We start from the raw sequence: 17,474 nt of genomic DNA on the forward strand, positions 1-17,474 counted from the left end.
TCTGATGCTCTTCATGAAGCAGTTACTATCGCTGTTAATGCTATTACTGATGAAAACGCTCTAAATTGGTTTAATCATTGTGGTCTATTTTTTGAACCTATTCGATAGTTATTTTTGTGGTTTTTTTGATCGCAAACTGCTGTAATTACTTGGAGACTTATTTCTTTTTCTAAAAAATGGAAAAATCATTGATTTTTATCACTGTTATACTCAGTGATAAATACCCATTTAGGAAATAAGTAAGTTAGAAAAAACTATTTCTATATTTTGCAGTGTGCATTGCTTACAAAAGTTTTTAGTGAGGAAAACTGAGATGAAATTTGTTCCAAAATTAGTGTTTGCTGCTGCTACTTTGACTTTAGGTTTTGCTACTGTAGAGGCAAAATCTGCATCTGCTGCAATTATTAATTACGCTTTCACAGTTGATAGCCCCTTAACTAAGGGAAATGGCTTTTTTAGCTTTGATGACTCAACTTTCAGTAATGAAGATAAGCCTGTAGCTGCCATTAAGTCGCTCTCTTTCCAATTTGATAGGGACTCTACTGTTTACACTGAAAAAGATGATACCAAATACCCAAATTTTCCTCTTGTCTTTCCAACCACATCCTTAACAGGAAAAACATCTTTAGGATTAGACTATCTGTTCAACGATAAATCTAATCCTTCCAGTTCTATAAGTTACGAAATTATTGGTGAGGATTTGACAATTTTCTCTAGAACTTCTCCAGATGCAAAACTCATATCAGGTAGAGTTTTGTATACACAAGTTCCTGAACCTACACCTTTAGTTGGTGCTCTCTTTGCTTGTACTCTGGGCTGGATGATGAACAGAAAAGTAACATCAATGAAAAAGGTTAGATTTTAACCTTAGTTAAGTTGATATTAACCCTTTCTTTGCCAAGGATTAATCTCTTACTAATATGCTTTTATCTGGTAAAACAACATCTAATACATTGATGCCAGAATAAAAAATTAGGAATTAAAACCTGATTTTGGCAAGGAAGTTACTTACGAAGTTTGCCTAAGACCACCCTGCTTTCTGCGTGTTAGCTGTTGCTGGGTTTTAACTTACCTGTTAGTCAGGAGTAGAGAATGGTAGATTACCGGAATTTTGAGGGCTTCCTACACAGTCGAATCAAACGACGCAACTTAATTATCGGGGCAGGAGCATTATCTGGTTTGGCGATCACTAACCAATTTTCTGATCAAAGAGCGATGTCTGCCGACAAGCCGCTAGGCATCTACGCTAGAAGCAGATTTTCCAATTATCCTTTCACTTTGGGTGTAGCGTCAGGTGATCCCTATCCTACCAGCGTAGTGATCTGGACTCGTCTAGCTCCCGAACCCTTAAACGGAGGTGGAATGCCATCTGCTAATGTGCCAATTCGCTGGGAAGTGGCAACTGATCCTGACATGAGGCGCATTGTCTCCAGAGGTACAGTACTGGCAACTCCACAACTAGCTCACTCAGTTCGAGTTGTGGTAGAGGGACTGCAATCTGATACTTGGTACTGGTATCGGTTTCTTGTCGGTCAAGAGGCTAGCCCGATTGGTCGCACTCGTACAGCTCCGCTAGCAGGTGGCTACTTAAATAAATTAAACTTTGCCCTTGTCTCCTGTCAGCACTATGAGCAAGGGTACTATACTGCTTACAAATATATTGCCCAGGACGATCTCAACTTGGTAGTGCATGTTGGCGACTACATCTATGAAGGAGGAATTTCAAAGAATCGCCCCAGACAGCATAACAGTGCAGAAATTGTAACTTTGGAAGATTACCGCAACCGTCACGCCCTCTATAAAACCGATTCCAATCTGCAAGCAGCTCATGCAGCGTTTCCCTGGATTGTTACCTGGGATGATCATGAGGTGGAAAACAACTACGCCAACAACATCTCAGAAATTGATACTGAACCAGATCAGAATCGGGCAATCTTCCTCCAACGGCGAGCTGCTGCCTATCAGGCTTACTACGAACATATGCCACTGCGCCCCTTCTCGCGTCCCGTTGGCCCCGATATGCAACTTTTCCGCCGACTCTCCTTTGGTAACTTAGCCACCTTCCATGTCCTAGATACCCGCCAATATCGCACCGATCAGCCATGTGGTGATGGTACTAAAGAACGCTGCCCAGAAAATTTAGATCCGAATGCAACGATTACTGGCAAGCGTCAGGAAAATTGGCTATATGATGGTCTAAATAGCTCACAGGCTAAGTGGAACGTTTTGGCCCAGCAAGTTGTAGTTGCTCAGATAGACATGAAACCAGGGAAAGGCGGAACCTACAGCATGGATAAGTGGGATGGTTATGTGGCTTCCCGCGATCGCCTCATGCGTTTCTTAGAACAGCGCAAACCATCTAATCCAATCGTCTTATCAGGCGATATCCATTCTAACTGGGCAATGAATTTAAAGGCTGACTTTAATAATCCAGAATCTACTACAGTCGGGAGTGAATTCGTCTGTACTTCAATAACCTCCGGCGGAGATGGGGCAGACAGCAGCCCAGTAGTTGAAGCTTACTTACCCGATAACCCACACATTAAGTTCTTCAACGGTCAACGTGGGTATGTTCGCTGTGCGCTGACTCCCACAACCTGCAAGACAGACTATCTAGTTTTATCAAACGTCACAACTCCATTTGGGACGATTAGTAAGCGGGCTTCATTTGTGGTTGAAGATGGTCGTCCCGGAATACAACAAGTCTAATCGTTTAATTCCCAGGTATTGAAACCAGATAATCACAGATGGATACAGATAAATCATTAGTGTTTATCTGTTTCTATCTGTGTTTTCATTTTCAGAAAATTGACTTTTGCAACTCGATACTTTCTAGCGTTAACTCAATCGACAAGATTAGCGATCACACTACAGCCGCCATATTTTTCTCAGACTTTGCAAAGAATCTTCTTGTCGCTGCTCAATAACTGCTGGAGTCCATTCAGATTGCTGTAAAACTTGGGTTGTCAGAACAAAAGGAGAAATCCCTTTTTTGCCAACAAAATACTTTTCTTTCTTTTTGTCAAAATCGTAGTTTTGAGCCTCGGCATTCTTGTTTCGAGAGAGTAACGCCAAGTTACCTATGCGATGCACATACTGGATGCGTTCTTCTTCATTCGGAAACCACTGAAGCCACGTACTGCCTTCGCTTGGGTTCTGAGGAAGTACGTGTTCAACTGTAATAACTGAATAGTCGTACCTCGCTTCCCCTTGGGAAAGTGTAGAGTCAAGGCGCAGAAGAACATATTGCCTAATTCGCTGGATTAGATATAAATCCCCATCAAGCGTTTTAATGATTTGATTCATTTCTTGAGGAGTTAGCTGTAAGGGTGACTCAAGTGTATATAGATCGACATTTCTTTCAATAGCAGTAAGAAGTTTTGCATACCGTCCGATACGGTCGTTAATATCCGCTCGCAAAATCATTAAGCCTGCGGCTAATCGCTCAAGATCAGTAAAAAACTGTTTTAATTTACCAGAATTATGGCTATTTCTCGAAAAATAGAGAATTGCTGGCGGAATCCAATCAAAGTTGTCTATTTTATTCAACCATCTAAGCAAATAATTAATCGTTTCTGCATCTTTATCGGTTCGGTAATTTGCCGTATTGATAATTTCTAAAGCATCAGAATAAGGCTTTAATACTTCGTCAATAAATTTCTGCGGCTCTTTCTGAGGCGATATATCTTCGCGAAATTCCTTAAGAGTTGTCTTACGCGGTTTAGCCTTGCGGTCAATCATGCGGATATGGGCAAATAGTTCTTGAAACCTCTCTCTACCTAAATCTTCTTCTTCAGTTTCCCAGATTTTTGTGTATTTCTCCTGTTGAGATGGAGGAATTGCTCCAATAACCTCTGATTTAAGGAAATCACTGAGCGAGAGGTCTAGACCACGCGCATTGAGAATAGAAAATATGCGATAAGCTGAGTCAAGATCAGGTGTAGAAACAACAACGAGAAAACAGCGCATCATTAGATAATGAGCAAAACTGTCTCGCCGTTGCTCAGAAAGTTTCCTTAGTTCTTCAAAAAAATAGTTCGCATTGATTTGAATATTTTTTTGACTATCTGTTAATTGCGAAGTATCAAGTTGTAAAATCTCGTCTAATTTTTTCTCGTTTTGTATGTAGTCACGGAAGAAATCTTCATCTCTTTTCCGCAGTTTAAGGCGATAACGATTCTCTTTGCCTTCAAGCCTTCTACCTTTTTGATAAATATAATCCGTAATTTCTAAAGCACTTTCAAAATTTGCCAAGCTCCTTAGAACAGACAGAAGAATTGTGAGAGTTGTCAGACGTTGCTGACCATCCACTACATCTGCTTCAGGAGCATCTTCACTCTTAATCAGAACTATACTTTCTAAAAAATAAGGGTTGGCATCAATTACAGCTTCTGAACCATCCCCTAAAAAAGACAATAAATCAGTTAATAACTCACTTGCTTGGTCTTTTGTCCATGCATAAGGACGCTGATAAGCTGGTATGGAAAATGCGAAGTCGTTACTAAAAACCTTGAATAGTGCTTTCTCTGTGGCGTGAATGGCTACTGGCATAAAATTTCAAGTACTCCGTGAGTATAATCTGATGCAAATTTCCCTAATCAAACGCAGTTTAACTCACTAATTACTGCGATCGCCAGACTGATATCAGGAGTAGTGTTATCGCTATTTGACGACAAGGGAATGCCACAAAATGGCTTTTTGCGATGTCTACGACGGGCTACGCCTACGCACCATGTTTTCAACCTCAACTTGCAAGCATAACTGGTAGTACTCAGCGCCTGTAAAACCGGACTGGGAGAGTAAGTTAAGCTAGAAGCATTAGTAGGGTTAACCAGAGGGTTTATGTATGCAGGCAGTCTGCAAGTCGTAGTGAGTCTGTGGAGTATACATGAGTAGGCAACATCCAAACTCTTGAAAGAATGTAGAGCAGATTTTTCTTCAGCTTTTCTTTATTCACTCAATGTTGCATTTTCTTAAACATTTGTTACATTACTTTACAGACAGTTACAACTGCTACAACATTTGAACTTTGGAGTTTTACTCATGTCAGGTTTTAAGAATCCTGCGCCTATTGTTTCAGAAGATCCTAATGCTGTGCGTTTTGGCTTCACTCCTCAGAGTGAAAATTGGAACGGTCGTCTTGCAATGATTGGTTTTCTATCTGCGATTTTGATTGAAGCTTTTTCTGGTCAAGGTTTACTCCATTTCTGGGGCATCCTCTAAATTGATCACAGTCAACTTAACGTTTGAAGGGCGGTTATAAACCGCGTCTACACAGGTAAAACCCACGGAGGTGGGTTTCAAAACCTTAATTTGACCTTAGTCTGCGGAGGCGGACTACCTTGCAGGAAGGCTTTGCCGACGTTTGTGTAGCCAAGCCAGTGCGGTCTTCTCCCAAAGGGAGAGGCTAGCGCCTGCCGTAGGATACCCGTTCGCGGAGCGTCTCGTAGAGAAGGGCTATAGGGGGTTTCCATGCCACTTGCTTCAATTAGGGAGACACCAAGACCGCAGTGGCTCCCCATGAGCAACTGGCGTGCGAATTCTATTGCACTGGCTCTAAGTTGATACTGATGCACATTTGTGCTTCCTACTAACTGTCTATATCCCACACAAGGCATTTGTTTCTAAGCTATTGCGGTTGATGGAATTGGTGCAAAATATCAGATTTTTCCGGTTGAGCCAAAATATAACTGAATAATTACTTTACATTGAATATGTATAGCTAAAACTCATGGAACTACCCCAACGCGTATCAGTCCGCTACAAAGACGCGTCTTTCAATACTAATGAAATCCGCTTGAGAACCTTCCGGCTTGGGTTACAAATATGGGAAGAACAAACCAAACCTAGAAAAACAGAGCTTTATCAGTTTATATCATCTTGCTTGAAACAAGTTGACCGCCAAGATCGTTTTATGTTTTCTCTGCTGTTCATAGAGTTAACAGACCTCATACGCAATTCTTCGCTGGAAAGGGGAACGAAAGAGGTTTTGATTAAAACAGCTTTTAGGGAGTTTGGTTGTGCGATAACAGATTTTGAAGACGCTGCCAAATAAAGTTGGTCATGGGGGGTGCTGGTATTACGTAGGCATAGCCAAACCCAGGCATTACCCTGAAGTCAGCTAACCTAATCGAGTAGGATATCTATAGTAAGCAGCTTTTCAATCAGATTAGTTTTTTTGCTGAATGCGCGGATGGGTAGGTGTTGGGGAAGGGGTGACTAGAAAAATGGCTGAATTGCCCTATATGCAAGAACTTGAGAGCTTTAGCATTTGTAAATCATCCGCGCACTTTATGGGGATTAGTTTTCAGCCATTTGCCTCTAGCTAAACCACAACTCCTGGTGTTATGATTTTTGCATTCGCGCAACCGAACCTTGAAAACCAAATAAGGCAAGGCTTTCAGAAGCCAGCCATTGCAATTACCTAAAATCCCTATTAGGGATTGAAACATGTGGCTTAATTTAACCACAGGTGCAATTTTAAGATTGCAATTACCTAAAATTCCTATTAGGGATTGAAACAGGCGACGCTCAGATGAATAGTTAGGGCGATTAATTGCAATTACCTAAAATCCCTATTAGGGATTGAAACTGAATCAAGAATGATCGCACTTTCTCAACCAGAGATTGCAATTACCTAAAATCCCTATTAGGGATTGAAACAATGATTTATTCGATAAGCCTTCTTTACTTTTTTGCAATGGTTTTACCCAAGCATTACACGTTTTCCTAAATAGCTGTAACAGAAGAAATTGAGATGTGTAGACCAATGCTCTATCCCACCACCGCTTGGCGATGGTTTTGAATAATTACTTCTAATATAGCCCTCTTCTATCACTTTCCGGGAGGGCGATCGCTAGAAGCCTGATCAGGCAACCAATACAAGCTATACTATTAGAAAAAATTGGTCTTGTATTTGTTATTAGAAAAGAACCGTGCGTAGGCGTAGCCCGTCGTAGACATCGCCTGCTATACAAAAACTCTAGAATTCAGAAATTGCAAAAGTTTTCGGAGAGTGACAGAAGAGGGATAGGAATCCGACTCCAGTTTTACTAGGCTGCCCTGAGAAGGATGTTTGAAAAGTTTTGGGCGAATATAATTCGCTACTACAGAAACAAAGTCCGCCTGCGCGGACTAACGCAAAAGCAAGGGTTTGAAACCTACCTGTGTGAGTTTTGTCTACGTAGCCGCGACTTATAATCGCCAAGGCAGTAATAAATTAGACTTTTCAAACAACCTCTGAGGGTATAACCCATCTCAGGTAAGGTTTCGACCGTTATTCGATTTCACAAATCAAATATAAATCCTAGTATTAGTGACAAAAGTAACTATTTAAACATGACTTTTATCACAGGCGTGTACCTGATTATTCCGATTAGATTGAGAGTACACAAATCAACTAATGCAAGGCAGATAAAGGATATATGAACCCCTTTAAATCTATTTTTCTTGGAAGCTTATTAGCAGCTGCTTCAATTGCTGCTCTTTCTCAAAATGCTAATGCTGCTGAATTTAAATCTGAGCATGATCATTTTAATCGTGATAGTGTAATTTTTAATAACAGTAGATTCCAACACGAACGTCAAGTCCGTGAACAACGCGCTCGTGAATTGCGTGAACGTCAAGCCCGTGAACGACATGCTCGCGAATTGCGTGAACGTCAAGCCCGTGAACGGCATGCTCGTGAATTGCGTGAACGTCAAGCTTACTTTCATCACTAAGAAAAGAAATTCTCGCTCATATTACCTTAGGAGAGTAGCAATACTCTCCTTTTTTTTCTTGGCATAAATCTACTCAAATCAATGTCCAAATAGCATTGAGCCAAAAGATCAGTGCTCAAATAAAAATTAAGGCTATAAAAGCCTGTTATATATAGCTTTCAGCTTTTTCCTTTCTCCTACTTTACCCAAATATAGGGAAGCTACGAGGAGGAATAATTTAGTAGATAGTTACTAATTAATCCAATTTTTACTCTCTATAATAAGTAATCGGACAGAATTAATTACACAATGTCATTGCGAATGGAGCCTACTCCTTCCCTACGAGACGCTACGCGGTAGCGTCTTTTAGAGTTGCAATTTGCTTGCGGTTGGGATTGCTTTGCTTCTCAACTCTTAAAGAGACTGTGCCAACGAGACGCGACCGCTGGCAATGACTATAAATATTTTTGTCCATCTACTGATCAATTCTTTGTGAAATTGCACAAAATCAGGCTTGTTAAGACAAGCCCCAAGTTCTGGAGCAACCTCACAGGTAATTGGTATAAATACCAATTGTAGTTATCTACTTAAACTGTTGCATCTAATGCTGTAAGAATGCAAAGAATATTTGTATTTAATCTGATTTGAAAATTGGCTCTTAATGCAGTTCGCTAGAATTAATATAGTTTTTGTTTTTTAATTTTTAAAGAGGTCTAACATTGGATATGCTTATGCGTCTTCCCATAATTGCTGCTACCTTTATGGCTGCTAGCGTTAGTATAGGTACACTTTTGGGCGTTGCCGCTCCCGCTTCAGCTCAGGAGATAATCACTTGTTCAAGCCAAAATAATCACAGGAACACTTGTTCAATACCTACTACGGGCAGAGTGAGGCTTGTTAGGCAATTGTCTGACACCAGTTGTAGAGGAAATTGGGGCTATAGGAGAAATCGTATTTGGGTGAAAAATGGTTGTCGAGCTGAGTTCTCAGTTGGCGATCGCAGAAACGACAGATATGACAGATATGACCGAAACGACAGATATGACCGAAATGACAGATATGACCGAAACGGCAGATATGACAGATAGGAAATTCGGTATTTGGGGTAATCCTACCAAAACGGTCTAATTGGACGCATATTGCTTGTAATCCTTGTACAGCAATAGTTTCAGCAAGGTATATCTGGGGTGATATCAGGCTAATTTCTACTTTCAATCAGCAACACCCAAATTCTAGCTAAAGTTACAACCTCCGGCTCCCCTCCCCTACTAGGGGCTACCGTGTATACACAAGTCGAATTATCTCCCTTAATCCCCCCTTTACAAGGGGGGAAACAGAAAAAATGTTGTTCCCAATTAGATACTGTGTCTTGAATTGACATATTTCACCTGAGTTTAAGTTAACTTTTGTAAGGTGGGCATTATCCCAAAGATATAAGAAAGGAACATTTTAACCATTACAAAAACGTCTAATTTAGAAGCTTTGAGATTCTTAATCAAACTCTTGATTGACTATTTACATTGATTAATTGCATTAGTAAAGCTTCCATCCCATAATGGTTTCACGTTAACTTTCGTTGGGATGACACCTGCACGATAAAATGTGTCGGCTACATCTTGCTGGGAAGCGATCGCTTGTTGGGAAACTGGCAGCACTTGCGATCGCCGCTGTTTTAACCTCTCTTTGGCTTCTTTGAGGACAAAGGTTTCATCAACTCCAATTGCTTTTGCATAGTTCTTTGACCAGGCTTCTATATGCGATACTTGCCAATCTTGCGATTTCTGGATGCGGAAAAGGAAATCTGCCATCGCTGCTTTTTTATTGAGATCGGCGATCGCACTCGGCGCTGCGACAATCGTAAAATTGCCTGAGAGAATGTTTTTCGCTGATTTGAGTACCTTAGCTCCGTCTTTCTGGGCTTGCTGGATCGCGTAACCATAGGTAGCCCAGGCATCTAAGTCGCCTCTTCTGAAGGCAGAAAGTCCGTCTGGAATAGTTAGCGCCACGGCATTGACATTTTTGAGTGTCAATCCTTCTTATGCCAACATCTTAATCAGGAAGTAATGAGCTGTAGTCGCTTTGACATAGCCGATTTTCTTACCTTTGAGGTCAGCAAACTTTTTCGCCTGGGAGTTTTTTGGTACTAATACAACTTGACCCACAGTCGGGCCCTTGATCGAAGCAATGATTTTCACCCTCTGTGGTTCGATTTTCCGTTACCTCTGCCTAAGTCCTGTGATACCTAAGTGAATAGCTAAAATGGCTGAGACGCTTGCGTAGGCGTAGCCTGTCGTAGACATCACCAAGCTGAGAAAATCTAGAAATGGGCTGGTGGTAATATTAAAATCGCTGCTCCCAGTTACAGGGTGGTAACAACCATTAGCGCTACAGCACTAACATTCACTTAGAAAACCTGCTTCATCGGGCGATCGCAGGTTCAGCACCGACTTAAATCCCTCTTGGGCTGCTTGTTTTAACTCCTCAGAAAAGCCTCTTTGCTTTTAGGAGAGAGGTCTATTCATTTCAAAATTGCATTAAGCAATGCCCTAAAATTACTGATTATGCGTTGAAAATTTCCCATGCTATTTGATGCGTTTAAAAACCGGAAATCTTCTAAAATCGAATTCATCAACACTAACCCAACCTGGCGCGTAGCGTGGGGAACAGTTGATCTAAATTATGAAGATATCGCTTGGCGAGATGAAAAAATTTCTGTAATTCTACCAGGCACAGCTTCTGGATTTCTGACGGAGAAATTAGCAATCAGTTCTGGAGGACGATTTGTTTTTGCTGGTGATGTTTGGTTAACTAACCGAGTGCAGTTGCTGCAAAAGTTGGGAATTGAACCGGATAGCTTTAAAGGAAATTCTCTACAACTGGTTGCCAATCTTTGGGAACGATGGGGTTTTGAATGTCTTAGGCAACTTGTGGGGATGTTTGCATTAGTGGTTTGGGATCGGGAAAAACAGGTGTTGCGGTTAGTTCGCGATCGCATCGGTGTTCGTACCCTCTATTACACTACCACTGGTTCGGTTCGTTGGATTGCACCTCAACTAAGAACTTTATCACCCCATCGTTCATCCGATTTAGATTTGGTAGCATTGCAAGATTATCTTTGTTGTGCCTTTGTTCCAGGAGAACGAACGCTTTGGGAACAGGTGCGGGAACTGCGACCTGGAACCGTTTTAGAATTTCCCAACCACAAAGTTGAAGCTTATTGGCAGCTTCAAGAACAGATTATAGCAATAGATCAACCCTTAGCATGGCATGGCGATCGCTTGCGAGAATTGCTAGACCAAGTTGTTCAAGAATATTTACCACCACAAAATGAACCCGTTGGTGTTTTTCTTTCTGGTGGTTTAGACTCTAGCGCTATCACTGCTTTAGTAGCAAAATTCCACAAAGCACCAGTTCACACTTTCTCAATTCATTTTGGTGACCAATGTCCCAATGAGTTAGAATTTTCCAGTCTCGTCGCATCCCATTGCCAGACACAGCACCACATTTTAGAAATTACTTTTAAGGATATGTGGTCATGTCTACCGGAAACAATGGCGTATTTAGATGACCCTATTGGTAACCCTCTGACTGTTCCCAACCTATTGCTGGGACGACTGGCGAGAAAAAGCACAGAAGTAGTTTTAAATGGTGAGGGTGGCGACCCCTGTTTTGGTGGGCCAAAAAATCAGCCAATGCTAATTAATAGTTTATATGGCTCTGTCACCAATCAGGATGCATTGCAAGCTTATTTAATTTCCTTCCAAAAGTGCGCTGTTGACTTACCGCAACTTTTAAAACCAGAAGTTTGGACAGCAGTACAAACAGCACCTTGGGTTTTTGAAGAAGATTTATATTCCCAAGCTAGCTATCTGAATCGTTTGATGGCAATGAACATCAAATTTAAAGGCGCTGACCAAATTCTGACGAAAGTCAGTAACTTGACTCAAGCAGCCTTTTTGCATGGTCGTTCTCCTCTGTTTGACCAACGAATAGTTGACTTAAGCATGGAAATTCCTCCAGAGTATAAGCTTTCTGGAGTGAAAGAAAAAGCAGTCTTAAAGCAAGCGATTACCTACGGTACGTCTTCTCTACGAGACGCTGCGCGTAGCTTGCTTCCCTGTAAGGGTACGATGAACGCAGATATTTTACCAGACGCGATTATTCATCGTCCTAAAAGCGGCATGATGGTCCCGGTACAGTTAGGATTTCAGAAATATTGGCAGCAAGAAACTAGAGATTTATTGCTCAATCGGAATGCAGCTATAACTCCTTACTTGAACCAGTTGCCAATTCGCAATTGGTTAAACTATCAAGGAGATACTTGGAGTCGTTATGGGGTAAAGCTGGGTTGCTTGTAAGTTTAGAAATTTGGTTACAGGTAAATCAAAAAGTGCAGTAGTAAAAGCAACAAAGCAATACGTGATGACTAAGTATACTGTGGCGTCAGTTTGCCCACCTTTAACAAAGGGATTTTGCCCCAAGTCTTGTTAATTGAGATGGTGGCTGGATTTGGGCAGTGCTAGTCCTAAAATATATTTTTAATAGGACTTACGCAAAGGTAATGTATTTCCGTCATTGCGAGCGTTGGCGTTCCTAGCGCGTCTCTAAGAAGTTAAGAAATAATCTCATTCGCACCCCTCATTCTTATGAAAAAACTAACAGTAGAAGTGATGCCTACGCCCCCACCTAATCAAGCAAGGAAACCCTTAGCGTAGGCGCAGCCCGTCGTAGACATTGCACCCCTAAAAAACCTGATAAACATCTACCATTTATGGCTACTCTAATTCCCTCATCCAATAGTCGCTCAATGCAGATGACCCCTGGCGAGAGGAGGTTAGCGCAGCGCTTGGAGGAGAAACTAGAAGATGATTACCTGCTGTGGTATGACGTGCCAGTAAGTAAAAAGCGTGTGCGTTCTAGCAGTAAAGATGGACATTGCGCGGGAACTCGCCGGAGAATAAATAAACTATTGCGCCGTGGTATTCTTAAGACTTTAGGCTAGAATCCCCTAGCCTAAAGACAGGGGATTTCTAATTTTTGGTTCATGTTACCTGATAATTCAGGTTTTATAATTAAAGTTAAAGGGCTTAGAAAATTAAGCATAAATGAGGTTAAAGGCTGTGAAGAAAATAGTTGTTGCTGCAATATTCAGTTTAATCGCTGGCTCAACATCTTTACTTTTTCCCCAAGCCGCGAAAGCTGATAGGGTTGTTTACTGTCATCCTGTTACTGACAATAGGGTACTCAAAGAATCGGCGGCTAACCACCCCAATGCTTATGCAAATGGTTTTCGAGAAGGAGAACAAAGCGCTCGGAATAGAGAAGCTTATAAACCTCGGACTGTGGGAGGTGAATTTGCTCGTGGTTTTGAGGATGGTTATTTAAATCTACCTTATGCTGGGCAATCGGATGTTGTACCTAAAACAATTGTGCAACATACTACTCAGGTTTGTAATGAAGATGGTTATTACACCGTAGCGCCTCCTCCTACTTACATCTACAACCCTTATGTCATTTATGGGTCTCCCTATCCTAGTTTTGGCATCAACTTCGGATTTGGAGGAGGGTTCCACAGATGGGGTCACTATCGAAGATGGTAGGGGTAGAAATTCTCCCAAATAAATTCAACCAGATTATAAATAATTTAGCGTAATGGTTGCAGTCAAATTGCAAGTTGCTTTCATGTAGCTTGCCTTGATAGTGAAATGGGGGTGAAACCCGCCTAAAAGTTAAGTGAAATTTATCAATCTGCAAAAATCCACCGATAAGATTTTTGAATTTTCGGGAGAGAACAATGAAAATAGGTGCTTGTAAGGCGCTACGCTGGGAAAGTGTTCTAACTTTTTCTTAACAGAGCTAAAATTGAAGCACTAGATCGTTAAATTGAAATTCTCAATCAGGGTTTGAAAGATTTAATCGAAGAAACTTCTAAATACAACAAAGAGTAGCACTTGATTCGCTCATGATAACCCTCTTTTATCACTTTGGGTGAACCCAATTGCTGAAAGCCTTTCGAGGCTTTATTTTCCACTTGGAAGCTAGAAATTTTAGTTACTGTTAGAAAATAAAGCTTCAAACATTGATTAAATCAAAGTCTCAGAATTTGGCTTCGATTATTGTTTTCCGAGAGTGACAAAACAGGGATAAGCTAATCGGCATTCAAATTGCATAATCAGGGCGCTCATGTTGCCTACCCCACAAGATATTGAGAAAATTTTAATATGCAAATTAGATGTGTTCTAGCTTATTCGCGAACCAATCTCCCCTTTACACATTCCGTGAAAAGTCAGGTCAATGCCCCCCTTTGATCTTCTGGGGTACGAAGTCTGGCACGTCAGTAGTATCAACCGCGAAGACAAAGAACTTGTTTGGGTTGTCAACACTCGTTGAATGGTAGGTGTCCGGCATTATAGTACCAACAAAGTCGTTGTCATTGGCGATAAACAACGTATGCTTTTTCACACGGTTGATAACTACATCCTCTCCGAAGGCCAAACCTTCAAGCTTGGCTGGAATGTCCTCTTGTTTGATGCCGTTTTGAGTCAGCGCAGCCACCACGTCAAGGAACAGGGTCTTGATCACCGCTTTGCCAACAAGGTTGTTTTCCCCACTAATATTACTTACTTCTTGAGCATTCCTCAGATCAATATGGTATATCTTCTTGAAGGCAGCCTTAGAGCCGTCGCCCAACCCCTTGCCATCGCGTTCGTCTACCAGAAATTCGTGATCGTTGATGGCCACAATCTCGCTGACAGTGGGGTATTTCGGTTTAACCGACGTACCAATATTATCTAGCTGATAGACATATTCCTCGGTGACGCCTGTTTCGATGTCAATCTTGACGATTCTGGTATAGGCAGCATTGGTGCCACCGTCCTGAAGCAGCGGACTCTGCAAAATGCCAACCAGGGTCTTACCGTCGGGAGTAATGGCAAGTCCTTCCATGCCTTTGTTCGCAACCCGACCGGACGTGTTGCCACTGATCTCTGTATCCCCAACGGGACTCAAGTTGCTGATTGCAAACTTGCTAGGGAGCGTGAAGACCCTGATCCGCTTACCTGTATTGCGGTTAAATTGGTACACATAGGGACCGTATTCATCGGAGATAAAGATGTGTTCTCCATTATTCGATACACGCACGCCTTCAGGATCTAAACGGGCATTGTTGGCATAGGTCGAGATTTGGGTGGGGTTGAAGTTGTCTGAGCGTCCAGTAAAATAATTTTTCCGATTGGTATTCAGGGCTGGGACACCACTGGGTAACCCCAATCCCGCACCAGTCCCGTAGTCAAGAGGCTCATTACTGAATAGCAGAGTCGTATCAATTAAGGAAGGGGTAAGAGTGAAGGGCAACGCTGTACCAAGCTCGCTTGGTACGAGTTTCACTCTGATAGTTTGGAAGCGGTTGATATAGGATGTTGTGTCACTCACACCGCTATTGTATGGTACAGCATTGGGGCCACGGTCTGGAATAGCGATAAAGGTATTAGAGCCAGCGTAGGCCAGTCCTGACCCAATACCACCAAGGAGGTTTCCTGGAACACCATTTTCAAGGGGAGCAGATGTTTTGGTGGAGAGATCGCTAATCTTACCATCTAGGCTTCCAGTTGCAATCAGTTTAACTTCTGCGTTAGCCGCAGGAGCCACAATGAATGACGTAAACAAAAACAAAATAAGACTTTTGTTGAGCATATCAGTACTATTGCTAAGAGACAGTATTTGTTAAGTAATCTTGTAATTTTTTTGACTATGTTATTATCTATTGTTTATAGTTAAGTAAAAATTAAGCTAAACTTAACTAAAGATTATTAAAGTGGATAGACCTCTTGCAAAAGTCCTAGATACGTGGGACAAGTAGATTGGAGTTGGGTAGCATCTATGACCTACTGCCAGAACCTTTGAACGTGCGGCTGTCACTTCAACTTTTACAAGCGTTCGCGAGTAGCATCTCGTAGAGAGGAAAACAGACATAGCGATGCCTGGATTGGGCTATTCGACGTCGCCCTTCGTTCAAAGAGGAATAGTAAGCGATGCCAAAGGTACTAGTCTACGCTCTCTATTCAAGCCATCGCTACTCGCGATCACCTGCGGTAGGCGGGTACACCATCACACCAGAGGAAAAGGGGAGAGCGATCGCATCACACAGCATTACCTCCAGTTTTGTCAGAAAAAATAGCACAAGAGTGTGAGATACTCACTATTTATGAGAACCCTATTGCCCTTATGCTGAAGCAGAAAGTAAAAAAACAGCTATGAAATTTCTACAAAATCCTACTTCAGCCAAGCGGCGTTATGGTTTGCTTAAAGCATTGACTCTGGGTTTTTTTTTGTTAGCATCCGTAATGCCCACTGTTCTAGCCAACGAGAGTGAAAAATCCACAACTTTCAACAGCACAACCACTCTCCAAACCATACTTACCAGCAGTCATCGCTCCGCTGCAAATAGTGATCGAGACAAGTACCGTCACCCAGTCCAGACTCTTGAATTCTTCGGTCTGCGCTCGAACATGACCGTGGTTGAATTATGGCCGGGCAGCGGGTGGTATACCGAAATTATCGCCCCGTTTCTAGCATCCAAGGGACAACTCATAGTTACTAACTTTGCTTCTAGCACTAGTAAACCGGCTTTGGCTTTCCAACAGAAGCTAGCAGATGATCCAAAGATTTTTGGTAAGGTCAAAGTCGTTGAAATTAATCCCCCAAATGAACTTACCCTAGCCCCAGAAAACTCCGTGGACATGGTTGTTACCTTCCGTAATATTCACAACTGGGTTAAGGCTGGATATGCCGATCAGGTTTACGCGGCGGCTTACAAAGCACTCAAGCCAGGTGGCATAATGGGAGTGGAAGAACACCGTGCAAAACCAGGCATTTCTTTACAAGAGAGTATCAAAACGGGCTATATGTCTGAAGATGGGGTAATTGCTGCTGTGGAGAAAGCCGGCTTTAAGTTAGTGGGCAAATCAGAGATTAACGCCAATTCAAAGGATACTAAAGACTATCCAGGTGGAGTCTGGACACTACCTCCGGTCTTGAGCCAAGGCCAAAAGGATAGGCAACGCTTCCTCACCATTGGGGAAAGCGATCGCATGACCCTCAAATTCGTCAAACCCAAAGCCCCCTAATTAGATATGTGCGATGGAACCAGCGGTGTTCTCGTTACTATCGCGTAGCGTGCCGTAGGCAATCGCCTGCCTCTATCTTGCTGAGGCAAACGCGCTCATTGCGGCATTCAAGCGACCTAAGAGTGCGTCTCTTAGAGAGGAAAATGGGAGAGCGATGGCACATCTGAATTTACTACTCGTTTGGAGACAGCACGCTTGTAAAGTGGCAGTAATTTGATTGTGTTCACCCTCCATCAACAGAGGAAACTAAGAGGATGTCTGAAAAGTTTTTTTGTATACACCTAACCCTTGGAGATCCCCCTAAATCCCCCTTTTTAAGGGGGACTTTGAGACTCTTATTCCCCCTTTTTTAAGGGGGGTTAGGGGGGATCAACAAATATTTGATACTTCTCAGACATCCTCTAAACGATCGCCCTTATTTGATATTTACGATCGCACCTGTCAAAATGTGGGTTTTAATGTTACTGCTAATAGCGGCTATTATCGTGCTGATTAATAGTATAAAGCTTGATTGCTTTCTGATTTCAGTCTCTCCCCTGCTCCTTTTGCATTAGTTATCCCTCTTCTGTCACTTTCCGGAATAAGCAAGTAGTAAATAAGCTAAATCATCCAGAAGCATAACAGGGTTTAAATTGATTCATGGCAGCAA

General features: G+C 42.0%; 16 protein-coding genes and 3 pseudogenes. 13 read left to right on the top strand and 6 right to left on the bottom strand.

Annotated elements, in window-relative coordinates:
- Positions 1-313 precede the first annotated feature (313 nt).
- Complete coding sequence (locus V7K48_RS19265; protein ID WP_335074836.1) at positions 314-865, top strand: PEP-CTERM sorting domain-containing protein; 552 nt, start codon at positions 314-316, stop codon at positions 863-865.
- Between the two features lie 227 nt (positions 866-1,092).
- Complete coding sequence (locus V7K48_RS19270) at positions 1,093-2,709, top strand: alkaline phosphatase D family protein (protein ID WP_335074837.1); 1,617 nt, start codon at positions 1,093-1,095, stop codon at positions 2,707-2,709.
- Between the two features lie 159 nt (positions 2,710-2,868).
- On the opposite strand, the gene V7K48_RS19275 is transcribed toward V7K48_RS19270, so the two are convergent.
- Complete coding sequence (locus V7K48_RS19275; protein WP_335074838.1) at positions 2,869-4,551, bottom strand: DUF262 domain-containing protein; 1,683 nt, start codon at positions 4,549-4,551, stop codon at positions 2,869-2,871.
- A 90-nt stretch (positions 4,552-4,641) separates the two neighbouring features.
- Here V7K48_RS19275 and V7K48_RS19280 point away from each other — a divergent pair.
- Together V7K48_RS19280 and V7K48_RS19285 are read left to right on the top strand one after the other, a co-directional pair.
- Positions 4,642-4,893, top strand: a pseudogene (locus tag V7K48_RS19280) (CHAT domain-containing protein); the annotation flags it as partial.
- A gap of 150 nt (positions 4,894-5,043) precedes the next feature.
- Entirely contained in the window at positions 5,044-5,223 is a 180-nt protein-coding gene (locus V7K48_RS19285; RefSeq protein WP_190892099.1) for a chlorophyll a/b-binding protein, read from the top strand.
- Between the two features lie 77 nt (positions 5,224-5,300).
- Here V7K48_RS19285 and V7K48_RS19290 read toward each other — a convergent pair whose 3' ends face one another.
- Positions 5,301-5,618, bottom strand: coding sequence for a hypothetical protein (locus V7K48_RS19290; protein WP_335074839.1), 318 nt, complete (start codon positions 5,616-5,618; stop codon positions 5,301-5,303).
- 113 nt (positions 5,619-5,731) lie between these two features.
- Between V7K48_RS19290 and V7K48_RS19295 the strand changes: the two genes are divergently transcribed.
- From V7K48_RS19295 to V7K48_RS19305, 4 genes and pseudogenes are all read left to right on the top strand, one after another.
- Positions 5,732-6,055: a hypothetical protein gene (locus V7K48_RS19295; protein WP_298903980.1), complete on the top strand. Its 324-nt coding sequence runs from the start codon at positions 5,732-5,734 to the stop codon at positions 6,053-6,055.
- 1,369 nt (positions 6,056-7,424) lie between these two features.
- Positions 7,425-7,721, top strand: coding sequence for a hypothetical protein (locus tag V7K48_RS19300; protein WP_335074840.1), 297 nt, complete (start codon positions 7,425-7,427; stop codon positions 7,719-7,721).
- A gap of 740 nt (positions 7,722-8,461) precedes the next feature.
- Positions 8,462-8,626, top strand: a pseudogene (locus tag V7K48_RS35070) (DUF3011 domain-containing protein); the annotation flags it as partial.
- Between the two features lie 40 nt (positions 8,627-8,666).
- Positions 8,667-8,828 (top strand): hypothetical protein, encoded by a 162-nt coding sequence (locus V7K48_RS19305; protein ID WP_335074841.1) that lies wholly within the window; start codon positions 8,667-8,669, stop codon positions 8,826-8,828.
- A 383-nt stretch (positions 8,829-9,211) separates the two neighbouring features.
- Here V7K48_RS19305 and V7K48_RS19310 read toward each other — a convergent pair whose 3' ends face one another.
- The 3 genes and pseudogenes from V7K48_RS19310 to V7K48_RS19320 form a co-directional block, all read right to left on the bottom strand.
- Positions 9,212-9,730 (bottom strand): hypothetical protein, encoded by a 519-nt coding sequence (locus V7K48_RS19310; RefSeq protein WP_335074842.1) that lies wholly within the window; start codon positions 9,728-9,730, stop codon positions 9,212-9,214.
- A 6-nt stretch (positions 9,731-9,736) separates the two neighbouring features.
- A complete protein-coding gene (locus V7K48_RS19315) occupies positions 9,737-9,895 on the bottom strand; it encodes an ABC transporter substrate-binding protein (RefSeq protein ID WP_335074843.1) in 159 nt (52 codons plus the stop codon).
- Positions 9,896-10,099: 204 nt separating this feature from the next.
- Positions 10,100-10,183: pseudogene (locus V7K48_RS19320) on the bottom strand (phosphatase); the annotation flags it as partial.
- 96 nt (positions 10,184-10,279) lie between these two features.
- Here V7K48_RS19320 and V7K48_RS19325 point away from each other — a divergent pair.
- The 3 genes from V7K48_RS19325 (at position 10,280) to V7K48_RS19335 (ending at position 13,300) form a co-directional block, all read left to right on the top strand.
- Entirely contained in the window at positions 10,280-12,058 is a 1,779-nt protein-coding gene (locus V7K48_RS19325; protein ID WP_335074844.1) for an asparagine synthetase B family protein, read from the top strand.
- Between the two features lie 413 nt (positions 12,059-12,471).
- Complete coding sequence (locus tag V7K48_RS19330; RefSeq protein WP_335074845.1) at positions 12,472-12,702, top strand: hypothetical protein; 231 nt, start codon at positions 12,472-12,474, stop codon at positions 12,700-12,702.
- 118 nt (positions 12,703-12,820) lie between these two features.
- Positions 12,821-13,300 carry a hypothetical protein gene (locus V7K48_RS19335; protein ID WP_335074846.1) on the top strand — a complete coding sequence of 160 codons (480 nt, stop codon included), beginning with the start codon at positions 12,821-12,823 and terminating at the stop codon, positions 13,298-13,300.
- A 691-nt stretch (positions 13,301-13,991) separates the two neighbouring features.
- Here the strand turns inward: V7K48_RS19335 and V7K48_RS19340 are convergent.
- The gene (locus V7K48_RS19340; protein ID WP_335074847.1) at positions 13,992-15,392 is read right to left on the bottom strand and encodes an esterase-like activity of phytase family protein; all 1,401 of its coding nucleotides are present in this window, start codon (positions 15,390-15,392) and stop codon (positions 13,992-13,994) included.
- A 338-nt stretch (positions 15,393-15,730) separates the two neighbouring features.
- On the opposite strand from V7K48_RS19340, the gene V7K48_RS19345 reads away from it, so the two are divergent.
- Positions 15,731-15,889, top strand: coding sequence for a hypothetical protein (locus V7K48_RS19345; protein WP_335074848.1), 159 nt, complete (start codon positions 15,731-15,733; stop codon positions 15,887-15,889).
- A 63-nt stretch (positions 15,890-15,952) separates the two neighbouring features.
- Positions 15,953-16,825, top strand: a complete 873-nt coding sequence (locus V7K48_RS19350) for a class I SAM-dependent methyltransferase (protein ID WP_335074849.1) — start codon at positions 15,953-15,955, stop codon at positions 16,823-16,825.
- Positions 16,826-17,474: the final 649 nt, after the last annotated feature.

This window comes from Nostoc sp. (genome assembly GCF_036919615.1).
GTDB lineage: Bacteria > Cyanobacteriota > Cyanobacteriia > Cyanobacteriales > Nostocaceae > Nostoc.

Excerpts from the sequence above, each read along its gene's own strand:
- V7K48_RS19265 (WP_335074836.1), top strand. The coding sequence starts at position 314 with ATGAAATTTGTTCCAAAATTAGTGTTTGCTGCTGCTACTTTGACTTTA.
- V7K48_RS19270 (WP_335074837.1), top strand. The coding sequence starts at position 1,093 with ATGGTAGATTACCGGAATTTTGAGGGCTTCCTACACAGTCGAATCAAA.
- V7K48_RS19275 (WP_335074838.1), bottom strand. The coding sequence starts at position 4,551 with ATGCCAGTAGCCATTCACGCCACAGAGAAAGCACTATTCAAGGTTTTT.
- V7K48_RS19285 (WP_190892099.1), top strand. The coding sequence starts at position 5,044 with ATGTCAGGTTTTAAGAATCCTGCGCCTATTGTTTCAGAAGATCCTAAT.
- V7K48_RS19290 (WP_335074839.1), bottom strand. The coding sequence starts at position 5,618 with ATGCCTTGTGTGGGATATAGACAGTTAGTAGGAAGCACAAATGTGCAT.
- V7K48_RS19295 (WP_298903980.1), top strand. The coding sequence starts at position 5,732 with ATGGAACTACCCCAACGCGTATCAGTCCGCTACAAAGACGCGTCTTTC.
- V7K48_RS19300 (WP_335074840.1), top strand. The coding sequence starts at position 7,425 with ATGAACCCCTTTAAATCTATTTTTCTTGGAAGCTTATTAGCAGCTGCT.
- V7K48_RS19305 (WP_335074841.1), top strand. The coding sequence starts at position 8,667 with ATGGTTGTCGAGCTGAGTTCTCAGTTGGCGATCGCAGAAACGACAGAT.
- V7K48_RS19325 (WP_335074844.1), top strand. The coding sequence starts at position 10,280 with ATGCTATTTGATGCGTTTAAAAACCGGAAATCTTCTAAAATCGAATTC.
- V7K48_RS19330 (WP_335074845.1), top strand. The coding sequence starts at position 12,472 with ATGGCTACTCTAATTCCCTCATCCAATAGTCGCTCAATGCAGATGACC.
- V7K48_RS19340 (WP_335074847.1), bottom strand. The coding sequence starts at position 15,392 with ATGCTCAACAAAAGTCTTATTTTGTTTTTGTTTACGTCATTCATTGTG.
- V7K48_RS19345 (WP_335074848.1), top strand. The coding sequence starts at position 15,731 with ATGCCAAAGGTACTAGTCTACGCTCTCTATTCAAGCCATCGCTACTCG.
- V7K48_RS19350 (WP_335074849.1), top strand. The coding sequence starts at position 15,953 with ATGAAATTTCTACAAAATCCTACTTCAGCCAAGCGGCGTTATGGTTTG.